The following is a 16330-nucleotide window of genomic DNA, read 5'->3' as shown; positions in this document are numbered from 1 at the left end:
GATGTCATCGATCCGCGTCGACAGTCGAGGGGAACATCATGGATCTGGCGGCGAGCGTCGGCGAGCGAGTGCGGCACTTGCGCGAGGCACGGGGTATCTCGTTATCCGAACTGGCCCGCATATCCAAGGTCGGCAAGGGAACGTTGTCGGAATTGGAGAGTGGGCAGCGCAATCCGACCCTGGAGACGCTTTACGCTCTCACCACCGCGCTCGAGGTGCCGCTCAGCACAGCCTTCCAATCCATCGGGGCGGGGGCGAGGATCTCCGGAAAGGCGGTGGACGCGATCCTCACCGAACGATTCGAGGCGCCCCTGTCGGTCACCGAGACCTATCGGATCCGGATCCGTGCCCGACAGCGGCAGGAATCGCCGGCACACCCACCGGGCACGACCGAACACATCATCATCTTCGCCGGCACCGCGCGGGTAGGCACCCTCGCGTCCCCGATCTCGATCGGCCCTGGCGCGCACGGGAGTTGGGCCGCCGATGTCCCGCATGTGTATCAAGCGCTCGATGAAGATGTCGAAGCCTTACTGCTCGTCCGATATCCACGATGAGAGGCGCCGGCGCGGCGGTGTGCGCTCCATCGAAAGCGCCATTATGGCGCGCCATTGCGGCACGGCCCTCGAGATATTCGGTATCTCTGCTCAGAGCAGATCAGGCGGGAACGGGCCGCCGGCTCTCGATAGGGTGCCGTGCATGGAGATCGTTTCCGTGCTACCGCAGCTGACGGCGTTGCGGTTCTCCCCGCCCAACGACCTGAATGTTTACGTGTGGAGCGATCCCGAAGGCGTGACACTGATCGACACTGGTCTGCCAGGGGCAGCCAGTGAGATCGAAAAGGCCCTTCACGCTTGGGGATTCACCCGCGACCAGGTGCGGCGGGTAATTCTCACCCATGCCCACGACGACCACATCGGTTCGGCGGCCGACCTCGCGGAGTGGGGAGCCGAAATCTGGGTGCACCATGCGGACGCCGACATCGTGCGGGGCGAACGTCCACAGCCGACTCCGGTCCTGCGCGACTGGGAACGCCCGATCGCCGAGGCTCTCGAACTGGGCGCACCCCCGCGCCCGGCTCCGGTACACCGCGAGCTACGCGACGGCGAAGTGCTCGATTTCGGCGGCGGCGCAGAGGTTCTGGCAGTTCCCGGCCATACCGAGGGCAGTCTGGCGCTCCATTTGCCGCAACACCGTCTGCTGTTCACCGGCGACACGCTCGCCAATGTGCGTGGTGTCACCATGCCGGGTGTGTTCAACCTCGACAGCGGCGCCGTCGACGCAGCCGCCCGCCGGCTGGCCGAACTCGACGTCGACGTCGTCTGTGTCGGCCACGGTGACGTGCTCGCGGGCGCCCCCCTGCTCACATGGCGAGGCGACGGATAGGACAGCTGCCCCACACACTCGGCAGGCCGCCTGCTTACCAGCCTGTCGTTTCCCCTCGACGCCGCGGTCTTCTGATCCCGTCCTGCGAGGACAAGCCGAAACGCCGCCAGGTGCTACCTGGCGGCGTTTGTGTCGGCGAGCGTTCGTAAGCGGGTTACGCAGCGTGCAAGGCGGCGGTGATCTTGCGGATCATCTCGGTGGTGACGGGGCCAGGGTGGACCTCGGCGGTGGCGGCCTCGATCGCGACCTGCACGGTGGTGCGGAAGTTGTCGGCCTCGGCGGGGTCGGACTGTTCGAGCAGGGTGACCGCGGCCGTCAGAGCGGGCAGAACCTGATCGGCGAGTGCGGCGACGGACTTGCCCGCCAGTTCGATGTCCTTCGACTTCGCCGCGAGGACGTGTCCGACCATGCCGGTCGCCGACAGCAGTGCCGTCGATCCCGCGGTGGCGGCCCTGTGCGGCTTGTGCGACCCGGCGGCCAGCAGACAGACCGCGCCGTAGGCGGCGGTGCGCACGGTGAGCTGGTCCTGGGCGGTCAGGGCGAGGGTGGCGGACATGGTGGTCTCCTTCGAAATCTGTTGTGGCAGTTCCCCGGCCGATTCGTTGGCCGGGGCCGTCTTGTTCGATGGACCTACTGTGTCCGGCCTGGCTGACAGCACGCTGATGGCGACCTGATGCGGTCACTGACACGGGATCGGTCCGCCTTGCGGTCCCCTGATCCTGTCCCGCAGGACAACCAAACACCGCCGGGTGAACCAGGTGAAGTCGATCAGTCGGGCACTCCGACATCGCGGGCATTCCGGTCTGCGCGCAATCCGGACCAACCGGGATGGCGCAACGTGGTGGTGAATTCCCGGTAGAACACCGTGGCCACGAGGCCGGGTTCGACCCGCGAATGTTCGGCAGCCTGGTTGCCGGTGGAGCACCCAACCGGCGGTGGCTGCACCGCGGCCGAGTCGGCAGGATCGTTTGGTATGCAACGTATTCCGTTCGATGTCGAAGCCTATGCGCGGCGAGTTCGGTCCAGCTCCTGCTTCATCTGCGAGGTAGTGGCGTAACCACCGCCATCCGCTACATCCACGCCGCCCACCCCGAGCAGTTTCCAGGAGACCCCATCTGACCGCTGTCGTTTGCCATCGTCGAGGGACCATCATGGTGCCAGTCGTGGGACCACCATGGAGAGCGCGGAAGGAGAACTGGTTCTCGCGTCGTTCGCCGTCGACCGAACCTGCTCGAACGGACCGGAATGCGGCAGTACAGGACGTTTCGAGGCATCGGGTGTGACGAGGCCTTGGGGGCTGTCCAAGATAGGGTTGGGTCAACGCCAGATGATGAGTCAGGACTGGAGATGCCTCGGAACAGACGGCCACGTGATCGAGAAGAGAAGCGTGCGGAAATTGTGGCCGCTGCACGGCGGTTGTTCGTCGACGAAGGCTACGACGCGGCGTCGATGACGCGGATCGCCCGCGACGCCGGGGTGGTGTCGAACACGTTGTACTGGTACTTCCAGGACAAGGACGCGGTATTGATCGCGGTCCTGGACGCGGTCCTGGGCGACTCGATGGCCTCCTACAGCCAACTGCTGGGCTCGGGCCTGGCTGATCGACTGTTGTGGCTGGTCGGGGAATTGGAACAGCTGGGCCGGTTGGTGAGCACGGTCCACACACGCGCCGAGGAGTCCGCGTCCATTCAGGAATGGCACGAGCAGTTCCACGCGCTGGCCGAGGGATTGTTCCGGGCAGAGCTGATCGAGCTCGGCGTGCCCAGTGACGAAGTGGATCCGCTGGTGGCGATCGGCGTTTTCGTTGTCGAGGGCTTGCTGACGCATCCGACGGATCAGGCGCAGCGGCGCGCGGTGATCGAGACGTTGTTGAACGGCGCTCGCGGTCTTGCCGCAGCCGCCGGCTGATTGCTGGGTCTGCGCACGTCCACGAGCCCTGGGCGACCTACTGCGTGTTGCGTGCGGTGTAGCCGAATTGTGTTGCCAGGAAACAGATTTGGTCACGCACGGCGCGTTCGAAGTGTTCGCCCACGTAGATGTCGAAATGGTCGCAGGGGTAGTTCTGGACGTGCACGTGTGCCAGGCCCTGCGCGCGTCGCTTCGTGGTCTTCGCGGGCGCGGCCGCGTCGTTGTCGCAGACACACAGCAGCGTCGGAGTGCTGAAGCGAGCGAGCGCGCGACCGGGCCGATAGAGCGGAAGGTGCAGCACCAGCCGTGCGGCCAGGGCGTTGGCGGCATCGAATTCACCGGCCGGACCGCGTAATACACCCCATATGCTGTCGCGGCCGACAACGGTCACGGGTTCTCCCCCACCGTCGATCTCGGTCAGCTCGATGTTCGTCGACACCTGAGCCCGCACCGAGGGCAGCCGTTTCAACAACGCGCTGGTGCGCCGCGAGAGCCGGGTCCCCGCGGGCAGAAGTGCGGAGGCACCGGCGAGGGCGTCGGGTGAGGCCACGAACGCGGGCATCCAAGACGTCCCCGCCATCGGCATCAGGATCGGCTTCGCGCCGAACCGGGAACCGACCGTGTCGAGGATGCCGGCCACCGTCAGCGCGATCGCGCTCAGCGGGCCGGTTCGTAGCCGCGAGCGCAACGACGCCGGTCCGTCGGTGAAGGGGCACTGGGCCACGACCGCCGCGATGCGGCTGTCTTCGGAAGCGACCTGAACGACATGTCCGCCACCGAAAGAGCTGCCCCACAACGCAATCCGGTCGACATCGACCTCCGGCAGGGTGCGCACAAAGGCCAGGGCGGCATGCCAATCCGCGCGTTGCTTGCCGATATCGAGTAGTTGGCGTGGGTATCCGTCGCTCGCGCCGAGGTGGCGGTAGTCGAACACCAGCACCGACCAGCCCGCTGCAGCGAACCGCTCAGCATAAGCATCCAGGCGCATCTGACGAACCGCTCCCAACCCGTGGCCCATGATCACCATGGGCCACGGGCCCCGCGAGTCGGGCGGGGTGTACAGCCATGCTGCGCACATGTCCGTCCCGGACGCGAAGGCGACCTCACGTCGCTGTACCGCTGTTCCCTCGTGCCGATCCGGCCCGCCGCTTGTCATACCGTGTGCCCTTTTCCGCCTCGTCGCAGTTCTTCTTGGACGTCATCCAAGAAGATCATGCGGCAACGGTAGGGATTTCTTGAACGCCAGTCAAGAAGCCGCTACCCTTCTTGATGATCATTCAAGAAAGCGAAAGATGAGGCGGGCTCCCTTGACATCCGCGGCCCACCCGAACGAAGGAACCATGACCACATCCCCCCGCACCGCGTTGATCACCGGCGCTTCGGCCGGCATCGGCGCGACGTTCGCCCGCCACCTCGCCGCGCGCGGCTACCAACTGCTCTTGGTCGCCCGCCGCGGCGACCGCCTCCAGGAACTCGCCGCGCAGGTGACCGAACGGCACGACGTGCGCTGCGAGGTGCTCGCCGCCGACCTCACCGACTCCGCCGCACCCGCCGCGATTGTGAACCACGCCGACCAGCAGGGCCTCGACATCGATGTCCTGATCAACAACGCGGGCCTGTCGGGTAAAACCGCGTTCGCCGACACACCGTGGGACGCCCTGGCCGGGGAAATCCAGCTGATGGTGACCGCCCCGACCGAACTCATCCACCTGGTCGCCCCCGGCATGAAGAAACGTAACTGGGGCCGTATCGTCAATCTGTCCTCGGTCGCCGCGTTCGCCCCGCCGGCGGCCAGCCTGCTCTACACCGGCATCAAGTCGTTCGTGCTCAACACCTCACAGGCCCTCGACATGGAACTCAAACCCCACGGCATCCACGTCACCGCCCTGTGCCCCGGCTTCACTCACACCGAATTCCACGATGTCATGGGCACTCGCGACAAAGCCGACCATCTGCCCCGAATCCTCTGGCAGCAGCCAGAAGCCGTCGTCACCGAAGGCTGGGCCGCGGTGATGAAGGGCAAGCCCGTGTGCGTGCCCGGCACCCTCAACAAGATCTCCGCCGCCGCCATGAAACCCCTCCCCACCCACCTGAGCTATCTGGCCGGAAAGACCCTCAACCCTTTCAAGAACAGCTGAACCCGCCTCGCGATGGCACGCGTACGTCGGCTCCTCACCCGAGCGCCTTCAGGTGATCTCTCCGCGGCATCAACCATGTGACCAGCAAGGTCCTGGTTACTGATCGTGACCAGAAGCAAGAGCGCTCGATAAGCGGGATGAGAGCTTGCTGACGTCGAGAACGATCCTGCCCAGAACACCATGACGTCTTTCTCGGCGGCCTTCGCTGCCCATCCGCAGTCCTCGGCGTAGGGCCGCCGTTGATGACGGCACGCAACGCGCCCTTGGCATCGAGCGCGACATCTCCACACCCCCACATACGCTCGCCGCCCTCCTCGGGATCATCCCAATGCTCTGTGACCGACTCGAACAGTGCCTCGTCCAACCGATGGTGGCATCGACGGGAGCGCGATCGACCGGGTGCACGGTCATGATGGAACTCACGGCGGCATCCTAAAACGACTGGCCGACAAGGCAACACGGCCTCAACGGTGCCGGTAACCCGTCCCGGGCAGGGTTGTGGGGATCTTCCCGACGGAGGGTGTATGCGGGGGGATCGACTTCGATGTGGCGCCCCTACTCAGCCAATGCTTCGAGCCCGACGAATAGCCCGGGATACTGCCCGTAATTCACGCGGCCAGGCAGCCCGCCTTGCGAGGCTCGACAGCGAGAGAACTTCCGATCCTCGGAGGACCTCGACCCCTACCCCGCCACCGACGCGCCCACCAGCTCTACACCTTCAACTGCGAAGAGCCGGTCGTGTGCCTTCCGGTCATCGGCATTACCGGACATCCGCCGCCAACGCCGCGACCGGCCCGCGCCCGCAAATCTGCAACACGTTCTCCCGTCTGATCGTCCACTCGCGGTGGTCCCACGACTGGCACCATGATGATCCCTCGACGATGGCAAACGACATCACAGCTGGGCTTGCCGCTCGGTAGCCGCTACGCAGCCAGTGCCAAGTGTTACCGGCCGGAATCTGCTGCGGTAAGAACACCCCGAACCCGTGGGAGTTCAAGTGCCAGAGCCGAACTGGTTCCTCAGTTCAGCGTTACCGGAATCTGCGAACCCACCCGCTTCCGTCCCACTTCATCTCGAACGCCCACAGATCCGAGTTGTCGGGCGGGCGACCCGCGGTCGCCAGCATCGACGCCGGCACGCGCCCCAGACCACGTAGCGCACTTCCGGCAATCATCCAGCGACGGAGCCTCGCCATCACACGCTGTTGACCAGCACCCGGCTGCTTTCGACCAGCGAGCTCTCGCGCGGGAGTCGTGGGATGGTTAACCCTTGCGGGGTTAGCAGGCGGCATTCTGCGCGTTGGCACACTCTAGGCACACCGGCGGTCAGCAGCGACTGGGCGCCGGAAGCAAAAATCCCCTCCGATGCTGGTCGGAGGGGATTTTCTTGGTCGGGCTGACAGGATTTGAACCTGCGACCACTTGACACACGTTCAAGCGCTCCGACCGGTTCGCAGCAGTTCTCATAATGCCTGATCAATCCCTATTACAGTAGCCTCGGAGCGGCGCGTTGAACCCCGACGAACCCCAACGTTTCCCATCAAAAACGTGAGATTTCTGTGGGGCACCTCAGATCACCGCAACAGCGCGCGATTGCAACGGCCCGTCAGTTCTCAGCAGAGGCATGGGCACCGCAACAACCACACATGAGCCGATTCCGGGTGTCGACACGCCCGAAAGGCCACCGAATTCAGGCCGATAGCGAATCTTCAGTAATCCCTGAGCTCGTCAGCCGAGCGCCGCTGACTACCGGCCCCCGTCGTTGTCGCCGATTCGCTCGGACCTATAGGACGTCGCCGGATCACTGGCGATGAGACAACCTCAGAAAGGCCAGTCAAGTCATGTGGGATCCGACGTCCGGCCCAGCCGCCGCCGCGCGGGGAGGTCCTCCTCGAACGAGCTCTGGCCGATCGACTGTTGATTGAGGCGGAGGACATCATCCCAGCAGTCGTCACCCAAGTGCGAGGTGACAACAATCTGTTCCTTAACCCACTGCATCTCAGACGGATATTCAATCTTCCAAAACGCGCTATCGGACTCTCGGACAACGCCGAACTCGGCATGCGAATTCGAGTCCACCTTCCTACCAGGAAGTTCCGGCTGCTCAAGAGCGAACCGCATCGGCAAGGTATCGCCCAACAAGTCCACGACGACCCGGTCTACATCCCCTGCCTCCAGCTTCATACGAAGCCGGAGAACACTGTGATTCTGAGTCCTCTCGACGATAGGCCACCAACGTGGTCGGCGCTCTCTGTGAAAGCGATCCTTCTCTATGGCAGCAAGGGCCGCGCTGGTGTCCGCTGATTGTTTCGCCGCCTCAGCCGACTTGTCTGCCGCCGCCAACGCCCTGTGCGCGATCACCGTTTGCCGCCCCGCGATGACGGCACTAACGGCGGCGATCACTGCGCTCACGACGGCCACGACGGCCACGACGGTATCTGCTTCCAATGCTCAATCCTCAACTCTCATCGTGTCAATCTAGTCAGGACCGGGGCGAGCCGTTATCGCTGCTCACTGGATTGGCCGGCGGATGCTGTGCATAGATCCATGACGGATCACCGGCGAGATACGCGGCACGCTGGGCATCCGCACATTGCCGGACCGCTTGCCGCTCGGCTTGTCGCTCCTGCCACAACCGGATACCTTGCCGCACAACCCAAACGATGCCGATGGCGAGGTTCTTGTAGAACAGGAAGATCGCGTACAGCATTCACCAAATATCGTCGGGGAAAAGGTGATCAGCTGACCGATATCCTTGCCAGTTCCTCGCGGTGCACGTATCGGCATCGACCAGCTGACCGGTCCGATACCTCACCAATGCGGACACCCATGATCAACAGTCCTTTCTGATAGACCGCCCCTGCGCTGCTCGATGCATATACCCGCTGCGGCGCAGAACGTTTCGACTAACGCGTGGCATTCTCGACGGGATCAGGGGAGGCTCATGTCACCGTCATCGCCCAGTCGCGGCAGTCCGTGCACGACGGCCGCAACCGGTGATGCGACCAGATCAAATACAGGTACAAGCACGACAAGACATCGGCCGGAACGTTCGGCGGCCACCCGAGGCGCTGCCGCACATAGCTGTAGACGGCAACCACAGACAGGATCGAGATCGCACGCCAGGTTTGCATCAAGATCGACGACACCGCGGATTGGTGGGGTAGCTGCTCTTATCGTGCGGTGTTTGCGACACCAGCGCCCCGCTGAAAGCCTTTGCAGCCAAGATGGTTTCGGCTCATCCAGGGACCGGCCGCATACCGGTGCCGTCGCAGGACCGCGAGCGGTTCCCACTGCTCGGCCAGAACCACAACGCCGCCTGGTCATGTGGACGCCGAAGTGCCGAAAATACCTCCGGCATTGCTGTCTCGAGGAGGAGACCTTGTTACTCGCTCGTACACAGGGGTTCTGGGATGCTGGCTCACGACAGAACTTCACACCTAATTCGGCAAGGGGACGAATGGGTCTGCACATCTCGCGGGTTGAGGTACGCAACTTCCGCAACTTTCAGCACCTGGTCATCGACAACTTTCCAGCCCATGCGGTGATTGTCGGGGAGAACGGAGTCGGGAAGTCGAATCTACTCGAGGCAATCCGATTGGTACTCGATCCCTCCTTGCCTGATTCTCGCCGCATGCTGTGCGCGGAAGACATCTGGGAAGGACATTCCGGCGGCCTGACCGGCGGCGTCGAAGTGACTATCGTGGTCGAACTCCAGGGGTTCGACTCCGATGACGACGCCAAGAGCATCTTGTCCGGCGCTGGCGCAACTGTGGCCGTCACTCCTTACATTGCCAGGCTGACCTACCGCTTCGCGCCCCGCACGACCGTCGAGACCGGCGCGGACGGGGGGCTGCAGCAGGTCGCGAAGACGCTGACCGCGCAGGACTACGATTTCGTCGCCTTCGCAGGTACCAACGAACTCAACGACGTTCGGCCCATTCGCCGCGAGTTGGCTGTGCGTGTCCTGCCGGCTCTGCGAGATGCCGAGAATGACCTGCGCAACTGGCGTCGCAGCCCTTTACGGGACCTTCTCGAACGGTTACCACTAAATCCTGACACTCTCAAGGCCACTGCGTCAGCCATCGGCGTCGCCGTCGAAAAACTCACCGAGGACGGCAATATCGCCAAGTTGGAACAGCACCTGAAGGACAGGTTGTCTGCAATGTTCGGCCCACGTCTGGCAGTAGAACCTACTCTTGGCTTCGCTTCCTCAGCGCCCGACGAGCTGATTCGCGCCGTCCGCCTTTTCCTCGACAAGGCTCGACGACAAGGCATCTCTGAAACCAGTCTCGGCAGCGCCAACGTCATTTACCTTGGCTTGCTGCTAGAGGCCCTCAGCCAGCAACGTTTGGACGAACAGTTCGTTTCCACGCTGATCGCTGTGGAAGAACCCGAAGCCCACCTCCACGTTAGCCTCCAACGCCACCTATTCGGGTACTTGCTGCGCAGCGGCCAGTCCCTCATCCTCACCACGCACAGCCCGCACATCGCTGCGGTCGCTCCGGTGCGCTCCTTCGTCGTGCTGCGTGGCACCGCAGATGGGACCGCAGGGGCGAGCACGGCCAACCTTTCTCTCAACAACCAGGAAGTCGCAGATCTGGAACGCTACATAGATGTCAGTCGCGCGGAGGTACTGTTCGCCTCGGCCGTCATCCTGGTCGAGGGCCTCGCCGAGCTGTATATCCTGCCAGCACTCGCCGCCGCGGCTGGGTTCGATCTCGACGCCTATGGAGCAGTCATCGCCAGCGTCCATGGAACCGACTTCAAGCCGTACCGCACCCTTCTCGGCCCAACAGGCCTGGATACGCCCCATGTGGTAATTACAGACGGCGACGCCGCGCCAGACAAACGGGGCCGGCGCGAAGCAGGCCTGAAACGAGGCGTGCACCTTCACCCTGATGGTGAGCGCGTCAAGGAGCTTCTCAAACGAATCACAGATCTGCCTGAGTCTGGCTCCGTCGGCTATCACGCTGAACGTAACCCTTTGATCGCTGACCTGGCGAGCGTCGGCGTTTACGTCGGCATTCAGACGATGGAGATCGACCTATGCACTCTGTTCGGCGATGAGATCACCCAAGCATTCCAGGAGCTGAGCAGCAATGCAGCAGCTATTGCTGAGGTCAGTCTGGGTGTAGCTAACGAAGCTACTGAGACTCCCGACCTCGAACTCCGTCAGGACATGATTGAGCGGATCTCGGAGTTGGGAAAGGGGCGTTTCGCGCAGCGGCTCGCTGGGCACATCGGTCAGGTCAACCTGCCCGCTCTAATCCGCGAGGCTACCCAAGTCTGCAACGCTGCTCCGGTGGATACTCAGGCTCTACATCGACTGGGCGCTGCCTCCTACCTTTTCCTCGCCCTCGACAACATTTCTCGCATACTGCGCGGCACTCCCCTGTTCCCCGCCGCCTTAGCGCCTTCCCCTTCCGACGACAACAACCAGACTGACGATGCAAATCACTGACACTCTGCTGAGGGAATACCGCGATCTACACCCGAGTCAGCGCGCCGCTGTCCTGCACCCAGGCAATGTCGTCTTGCGTGCCGGGCCGGGCAGCGGCAAAACGCGCACCCTCGTCGCCCGCATCGCTTATCTCCTACAGACCCAGATCTCCGTCTTCCGCGGGATAGCCTGCATCACCTACACCAACAGCGCGGCCGACGAGATCCGCCGACGAGTTCTCAACAGCGGAGTAAGCGCTGAGGGACGGATCGCCTGCTCCACGGTGCATTCCTTCTGCTTGAACCAAATTCTCCGCAACTTCGCTCCTATAACAGGCGAGCAAGCGCCGCAAGCAGGGCAGATACTGAACGCAACGGCCCGCGAAGCGCTGCTACAAGACTGCTTCGATCAGGTCGGCATCGTAGGTACCCGAGCCCAGTACCGAACAAGCGAAAACACACGGATACGCCGCGCCATCGCTTGTGACGAACCGCTCGATCTTTTAAACCCACGGGAAGTTCAAGCCGCCCGCCTCTACGAGGAACAACTAAGAGTCCGAGACGAGCTGGACTTCGAAGCAATGGTGACCCGAGCTTTGCGAATCGTCCGCGAGCACGAACCCGTCCGAGACCTCCTGCACGCCCGCTTCCCCCATCTCATCGTGGATGAGTACCAGGACCTCGGCGGAGTCTTACACGAACTAGTCGTCACCCTGCATGAGCTGGCTGGCATCACGGTGTTCGCTGTTGGCGACATCGACCAGTCTGTCTACGGTTTCAGTGGCGCCGACCCCAAATACTTGACCGACCTCGCTGCCCGAGAAGGCTTCACAGGGGACCTAACGCTTGACATCAACTACCGGAGCGGTCAGGACATCATCACCGCCGCGGAGGCAGCCCTTGGAACACTGCGAGGACGCCGTGCACGCGACGGAGCACATCCCGGAAGCGTCAACCTTGAGCGGGTCGAGGGCGGACTCGATGACCACGCACAATTGACCTGCGACCTCGTCCAAAAAGCACAACAGCGACAAATCAAGCCTGAACAGATCGCTATCCTCTACCCCGCACGGGGCCCCCTGCTCGATGCCGTCTGCAAACAGTTAACCGCCCGCCAGCTGGACTTCCTGCACGAACGCGATGATGAGCTTCCCACTGGCACACTCTCTCGCTTCATTCAACGTTGCGCCAGCCGCGCTATCAGCAACTACGAGATCCACACCGCTCCCCCCGCCGAACAGCCCGACATGCTACGAAGAGTGGCGGCACCGACGCTCGCCTCTCTGGCTCGCACCCTAACCATCCTCCGCATCGAATCCCATCTCCCGCCACCCGCATCCCGACTGTTCCAGCCGCGAGCGCTACAGACCCTCCTTGACCCTCGACTGCCCTACCCCGCCGAAGCGCCTGCCCTTGATTGGCTGCAGCAATTGCGCGCCAACCTGGCCCTCGACGCTATCGCCGCACTACACCCTGAACAGGACAACACCACCTGTCTGGACGAGCTGACGCACCTGTGCCGGTCCAAAGGCCTCAGACTGCAGGACCTAGCACGGGGAGAAGACGTGGTCGGCAAGATCCTTCTCACCACCTACCACGCCGCCAAAGGCCGAGAGTTCGACACGGTAATACTGCCAGGGCTGCTCAAGGGCATAATTCCACGCGACATCCATGACAAGGGGCGTTGGCGCGGTCCCACGCCGAAAGAGTTCGCAGAGCAGCAACGCACCTTCTACGTGGCCATGACCCGCGCCGAAACGACGCTGCATCTCATCACCGGCCCTGGCTACCACACCAGGAACGGATACTGGATAAGCAAGGGGCCATCGGACTTCGTACTAACAATGGCCCGACACGTTCCTCTCACCGGCGGAACCTGAGACTGCCCGCATCGAGCAGCAAACGACTCGATCTGCGGCGTTCCTCGCGAGCTCGCACGGCCTGCGGCGGCGCAGCATCTAACAGAACGCCAACTGCCTTCTGCAGCAATACATTCCGACACGCCGACATGGGCAGATGCTCCAATGCGGACTCGGGCGGTGTTGCCCACGCGCTCAAAGCTTCACCGCAAAATTCTGAGCTGGCGCACTCCGGCCGAAGTTCTCCGCAAGGATCGACTGCTACACGGAGAGGTGACACTGTCACCCGATCATGCAGCAGCCCCTCTGACGGAGGCGATCTCCTTCGACGCCGCCTTCTCCAGCCCGCCTCTGCGAGAAGCCGTTTCAGCGTCGAGTTTTCGCGTTCGAGGTCTTTCAACCGCTTGGCGTCGTCGGCCTTCGATCCACGAACTGGTTTCGCCACCGGTAGTAGGTGGCTCGGTGATCTGCAATGTCCGGCACCCCTCGGCGATGTCCTTGCCCTCGCCCAGCAGCCGGTCGGCCTCAAGGACTTTCCCTGCGGTCGCAGGACTAAGATGACAAGCGGCCTTCAGCCTCAAAAGGCTGCCGGCCGCTGCTCTGAGTGAGTCTCGGGTGGCCCAACCCCCGAAGAGGCGCCGGAGACAGTGGAGCAGCACCCCCTCCACCCGCTCTGACGGCTTCCACACCGTGGAAATCGTCGCCGGCACCAGCGTCAAATACTCTGCCCACCCCGCCCCTCCGTCGGACAAAACATCCTCAACGCCGCACCATAAAACGAGTATTACACCGACAGATTCGATAGAACGGCCGACCGTGTCGCCTTAATCATCCGGATTCAATCCGAACCGGCCAGCGTCGCCGGGAACTCGGGGGCAGTATCGCCCTGGTCTACCGAGGAATCACCGACGTACTCATATTCCCGGAGGTACCCCCCCGACCTGGTTGTGCCTGATTTGTTGCAAGACTTACGGCGTACTAGCATTTCGCCACGTCACATGTCGGCTGTTGAAAGGTGCTTCATGGCGAAGAAGGTCATCGTCGAACTGGTGGACGACTACGACGGGAAGTCCAAAGCCGATGAGACGGTGCGCTTCGGCATCGACGGCGCGGAGTACGAGATCGACCTGTCACTGAAGAATGCCGGGAAGCTGCGCGCAGCGTTCGAACCGTGGACCGAGCCTGCTCGGCGGGTTGGTCGGATCCCGCGGGGCAAGAGCAAGACGATCGAAACCCGGACCAACGCAGACAAGCAGCAGACTGCGGCGATTCGGGATTGGGCTCGCGACAACGGATATGAAGTATCGCGACGGGGACGGATTCACAAGGACATCGTCGAGGCCTACAACAAGGCCCACTAAGCTGCCTCAGCAATGTCGGCGTAGGAGGTCGATCCTGCTTGAGCCTGATCAGTACAGGCCAGGCGGCATTCGCCAGTCTTGGGTGAGCCCGATTTCCGGGACCGGACACCTTCTCGGTGCACCTGCGCACGAGCGATCGTGACTGTGCTGGCCGGATTTCGGACGAGGTGTGGGCACCCTAAGACGGATTTCGTCCGCACAGCCGGGAGGCAGCGGTGCCGGCGTGGGGCAATGCCCGCTGTCGTAAACGGCCACGACCGCGGCGTTCACGTCCGCGCCCAGACCGCAGTGTTGACATAGCCACTGCTGCTGGGCGGTGGCAAGTCGTCCTCAATGGACCATTCGCCAATGCGCCTGCAACTCGCCGGTGGAGTCAGAAGAGACCGGCGTGATCCACGGAATCGGGAATCCCCGAAAGACTGGACGGTGAGGACCTGCAGGGTTGCGGTCCTTCCCGGAGGCATCGATCAACCGCCACAACGGGTCGAGCTCCCACCCGCCGCGCACCAGGAGGTGCTGCACGCAGCCACTCCGGTATTCAGACCGGGCACCATCGCTTTCCGCAGTCGCCGCACCTGATTCCAGGCAGTACGAGGGTCCGCTCCGGCTCAACTGCCTGGGTCAACACGTGCGTCGTCCAGCGATCATGCCCTCTGTGGCTGCCACCGCGGAACTCAAAAGAACTCGCGCGATTTTCCGGGGCAAACCATGCCCCCAATTGCCGCCGTGAACATCCCATTGGTGCACCGGACGGCGTCAGTAGACCAATCGCCCACACGTGACAGGTCCGAGTAGGCGGCGCCGCACTCAAGCACGCCGAGGCGCGACGCGTATTTCACGGATTTGCGCAAGTCACGAGCAGGCGTCCCTACTGGATTCACATGATGTGCGCCACATTTCTATCGTAAACGAGGAGGTACCTGCCCGATGCGTGACACCACCGTGTGTTTTCCCTATCGACAGGCTCCGGGTGCCGGTGTTCGATGGACGCAATCATCTCGACACCGGCTACGAGCAGAGATGTCGTTGCGCACCTGGGATCTTCCCGGCGCAGCGGCGGTCGGAGGGAATCGGAACCGAATGAGCGTCGATATATCTTGTCCCTCTTGTGGTTACGACGATTGCGTGCAGAGCGTTCCTGCAATCCGCGCTTCGGGGACCTCGACGGTCTATGGCACCGACTATCACTCCGGTGTCGGTGTCAGTTCATCGGGCCTAATGCCGGTCATGGGCTCATCCCTCGTCGAGCGCACCCAATCCACCTTTCTCGCACAATCACTCGCGCCCGAACCCGCCTTTCGCGGTGCCGGGCGCCTCACGGCCCTCGCCTTTGTCCTAGCAGTGCCCGCCGGAGTGAATCTCCTCATCGCGGTGGTGGTGTTGCTCAGACCGCATCCTGACATCTCGCCTGCCGGGATCGTGGTCGGAATGTTCGGTCCTGCACTTTTCCTTGCGCTTCCGTCTTTGCTGATTCTGTGGTTCGCGTTCCGGAGGCTGCGACGGTCGGCCCGGATTCGCCGCGGCGCTCCTGCGGCGTATGCGGTGTGGCGGACTGGGGTGTACTGCCATCGATGTGGCACGTGTTTTTGGCCCTTCGCTCCTGCCGCCGGGGTCCCGGTACGGCGTCCGGTTCCCCCAGGCGGTTTCCAGGGGATCGTCTGGAACGCCGGGGGTTACTTCAACGACGCGTAACCGCCCTCGATAGACGGTCTTAGGCTTTCACCACCGTAGACCGGGCGGAGCTCGCTTCCGGACCGTCTGTTCGGCGACCCCTCGGCATTCTGTTCCTGGATGCCAGTTACGGCGATTGTTCCGCCGATTCTGCAGACCGCTGGGGCTCGTCGAGCCTCGGCTCACCCTCACCATGTGCCGTCTGCGCGCCGGGGTCAGGCTCTGCCCGTCCGGCGGCAAGTAGTTGGCGCGCGACCTTGAGACCGATTTCGAGTAGTTCGGCGATGTCGTCGGTGCTATAACCTTGCTCGTTCATGCGCGCCACGGCCGCAGCCTGGCTCTTTCGGTGTACCGCGATTTCGGTTGTGGCGATCTCTTCGAGGTGGCGGATCTTGTCGCGCAACGCTCGGACGCGGCGGTCGCGACGTTGTTCGATCGTTGAAATCGCCTGCCATGCTAACCAATACTCTCGCACTGAACCGCCCCGGTGAGTCCGGAGACTTATCGGTATGACAGCCCGGCGGGTTGCTGGGCTGGTTGTTGAGAGTAGTGGGCGGTCTCCATTT

12 protein-coding genes and 1 pseudogene are annotated in these 16330 nt (G+C 63.0%); 7 read left to right on the top strand and 6 right to left on the bottom strand.

What is annotated here, in order from left to right; translation table 11 throughout:
* Positions 1–38: 38 nt before the first annotated feature.
* Both NMI01S_RS31625 and NMI01S_RS31620 read left to right on the top strand, forming a co-directional pair.
* Positions 39–557 carry a helix-turn-helix domain-containing protein gene (locus NMI01S_RS31625; RefSeq protein WP_063002410.1) on the top strand — a complete coding sequence of 173 codons (519 nt, stop codon included), beginning with the start codon at positions 39–41 and terminating at the stop codon, positions 555–557.
* Positions 514–1386: an MBL fold metallo-hydrolase gene (locus NMI01S_RS31620; protein WP_245717114.1), complete on the top strand. Its 873-nt coding sequence runs from the start codon at positions 514–516 to the stop codon at positions 1384–1386. The genes NMI01S_RS31625 and NMI01S_RS31620 overlap by 44 nt, the downstream gene beginning before the upstream one ends.
* A gap of 154 nt (positions 1387–1540) precedes the next feature.
* On the opposite strand, the gene NMI01S_RS31615 is transcribed toward NMI01S_RS31620, so the two are convergent.
* Entirely contained in the window at positions 1541–1942 is a 402-nt protein-coding gene (locus NMI01S_RS31615; RefSeq protein WP_063002408.1) for a hypothetical protein, read from the bottom strand.
* A gap of 791 nt (positions 1943–2733) precedes the next feature.
* Here NMI01S_RS31615 and NMI01S_RS31610 point away from each other — a divergent pair.
* Positions 2734–3294 carry a TetR/AcrR family transcriptional regulator gene (locus NMI01S_RS31610; protein ID WP_063002407.1) on the top strand — a complete coding sequence of 187 codons (561 nt, stop codon included), beginning with the start codon at positions 2734–2736 and terminating at the stop codon, positions 3292–3294.
* Positions 3295–3331: 37 nt separating this feature from the next.
* On the opposite strand, the gene NMI01S_RS31605 is transcribed toward NMI01S_RS31610, so the two are convergent.
* Positions 3332–4450, bottom strand: coding sequence for an alpha/beta hydrolase (locus NMI01S_RS31605; RefSeq protein ID WP_063002406.1), 1119 nt, complete (start codon positions 4448–4450; stop codon positions 3332–3334).
* A gap of 184 nt (positions 4451–4634) precedes the next feature.
* On the opposite strand from NMI01S_RS31605, the gene NMI01S_RS31600 reads away from it, so the two are divergent.
* Positions 4635–5432, top strand: coding sequence for an SDR family NAD(P)-dependent oxidoreductase (locus NMI01S_RS31600; protein ID WP_063002405.1), 798 nt, complete (start codon positions 4635–4637; stop codon positions 5430–5432).
* A 1838-nt stretch (positions 5433–7270) separates the two neighbouring features.
* On the opposite strand, the gene NMI01S_RS31595 is transcribed toward NMI01S_RS31600, so the two are convergent.
* Positions 7271–7879, bottom strand: a complete 609-nt coding sequence (locus tag NMI01S_RS31595; RefSeq protein WP_157126466.1) for a hypothetical protein — start codon at positions 7877–7879, stop codon at positions 7271–7273.
* Between the two features lie 34 nt (positions 7880–7913).
* The gene (locus tag NMI01S_RS31590) at positions 7914–8141 is read right to left on the bottom strand and encodes a hypothetical protein (RefSeq protein WP_063002403.1); all 228 of its coding nucleotides are present in this window, start codon (positions 8139–8141) and stop codon (positions 7914–7916) included.
* A 750-nt stretch (positions 8142–8891) separates the two neighbouring features.
* Between NMI01S_RS31590 and NMI01S_RS31580 the strand changes: the two genes are divergently transcribed.
* The gene (locus NMI01S_RS31580; RefSeq protein ID WP_063002401.1) at positions 8892–10895 is read left to right on the top strand and encodes an ATP-dependent nuclease; all 2004 of its coding nucleotides are present in this window, start codon (positions 8892–8894) and stop codon (positions 10893–10895) included.
* Positions 10882–12753 (top strand): ATP-dependent helicase, encoded by a 1872-nt coding sequence (locus NMI01S_RS31575; protein ID WP_063002400.1) that lies wholly within the window; start codon positions 10882–10884, stop codon positions 12751–12753. Before NMI01S_RS31580 ends, NMI01S_RS31575 begins: the two co-directional genes overlap by 14 nt.
* A gap of 293 nt (positions 12754–13046) precedes the next feature.
* Here NMI01S_RS31575 and NMI01S_RS36130 read toward each other — a convergent pair.
* Positions 13047–13307, bottom strand: a pseudogene (locus NMI01S_RS36130) (transposase); the annotation flags it as partial.
* Positions 13308–13754: 447 nt separating this feature from the next.
* On the opposite strand from NMI01S_RS36130, the gene NMI01S_RS31570 reads away from it, so the two are divergent.
* Positions 13755–14093, top strand: a complete 339-nt coding sequence (locus NMI01S_RS31570) for a histone-like nucleoid-structuring protein Lsr2 (RefSeq protein ID WP_063002399.1) — start codon at positions 13755–13757, stop codon at positions 14091–14093.
* A 1798-nt stretch (positions 14094–15891) separates the two neighbouring features.
* Here the strand turns inward: NMI01S_RS31570 and NMI01S_RS31565 are convergent.
* Positions 15892–16167, bottom strand: coding sequence for a hypothetical protein (locus NMI01S_RS31565; protein WP_063002398.1), 276 nt, complete (start codon positions 16165–16167; stop codon positions 15892–15894).
* Positions 16168–16330 lie beyond the last annotated feature (163 nt).

The organism is Nocardia mikamii NBRC 108933, from assembly GCF_001613505.1.
In the GTDB taxonomy this organism is placed as follows: Bacteria; Actinomycetota; Actinomycetes; order Mycobacteriales; family Mycobacteriaceae; genus Nocardia; species Nocardia mikamii.
Note: the sequence above shows the minus strand (reverse complement) of the source record. Positions and strands in the feature narration are given on the sequence as shown.